Source organism: Hydrogenophaga sp. FG152, assembly GCF_057809615.1.
Genome location: NZ_JBMDKH010000045.1, coordinates 1 through 1,198, shown reverse-complemented (window position 1 = coordinate 1,198; position 1,198 = coordinate 1). Strand labels below are relative to the sequence as shown.

Annotated in this window: 1 protein-coding gene; it reads left to right on the top strand. The window is 64.4% G+C overall.

Features of this window, described 5'->3' with window-relative positions:
• The first annotated feature begins 6 nt into the window (after positions 1 to 6).
• Positions 7 to 1,197 (top strand): elongation factor Tu, encoded by a 1,191-nt coding sequence (gene tuf, locus ACODTB_RS25775; RefSeq protein ID WP_488929879.1) that lies wholly within the window; start codon positions 7 to 9, stop codon positions 1,195 to 1,197.
• Position 1,198: the final 1 nt, after the last annotated feature.

Genomic DNA, 1,198 nt, shown 5'->3' with positions numbered 1-1,198 from the left:
TGAAAAATGGCAAAAGAGAAATTTGAGCGGACCAAGCCGCACGTGAACGTGGGCACGATTGGTCACGTGGACCATGGCAAGACGACGCTGACGGCGGCGATCACGACGGTGCTGGCGGCCAAGTTCGGCGGCGCGGCCAAGGCCTATGACCAGATCGATGCGGCTCCCGAAGAGAAGGCGCGCGGCATCACCATCAACACCGCGCACGTGGAATACGAGACGGCCAACCGCCACTACGCCCACGTGGATTGCCCCGGCCACGCCGACTACGTCAAGAACATGATCACCGGTGCCGCCCAGATGGACGGCGCCATCCTGGTGTGCTCGGCCGCTGACGGCCCGATGCCCCAGACCCGCGAGCACATCCTGCTGGCGCGCCAGGTGGGCGTGCCCTACATCATCGTGTTCCTGAACAAGTGCGACATGGTCGACGACGCCGAGCTGCTCGAGCTGGTCGAGATGGAAGTGCGCGAGCTGCTGGACAAGTACGACTTCCCGGGCGACGCCACCCCCATCATCCACGGCTCGGCCAAGCTCGCCCTGGAAGGCGACAAGGGCAAGCTGGGCGAAGAGGCCATCATGAAGCTGGCTGACGCGCTGGACACCTACATCCCCACGCCCGAGCGCGCGGTGGACGGTGCCTTCCTGATGCCGGTGGAAGACGTGTTCTCCATCTCGGGCCGCGGCACCGTGGTGACGGGCCGTATCGAGCGCGGCATCATCAAGGTCGGCGAGGAAATCGAGATCGTGGGCATCGCTGCCACGCAGAAGACGACCTGCACGGGCGTGGAGATGTTCCGCAAGCTGCTGGACCAGGGCCAGGCGGGCGACAACGTGGGTATCCTGCTGCGCGGCACCAAGCGCGAAGACGTGCAGCGCGGCCAGGTGCTGTGCAAGCCCGGCTCGATCAAGCCGCACACGCACTTCACGGGTGAGGTGTACGTGCTGTCCAAGGACGAAGGTGGCCGTCACACGCCGTTCTTCAACAACTACCGTCCGCAGTTCTACTTCCGCACGACCGACGTGACCGGCTCGATCGAGCTGCCCGAAGGCAAGGAAATGGTGATGCCGGGTGACAACGTGTCGATCACGGTCAAGCTGATCGCCCCGATCGCCATGGAAGAAGGCCTGCGCTTTGCCATCCGCGAAGGCGGCCGCACCGTCGGCGCCGGCGTCGTCGCAAAAATCATTGCTTAAG

What these genes read in the sequence shown, in the direction of transcription:
- tuf (WP_488929879.1), top strand. Translation starts at nt 7, where the DNA reads ATGGCAAAAGAGAAATTTGAGCGGACCAAGCCGCACGTGAACGTGGGC.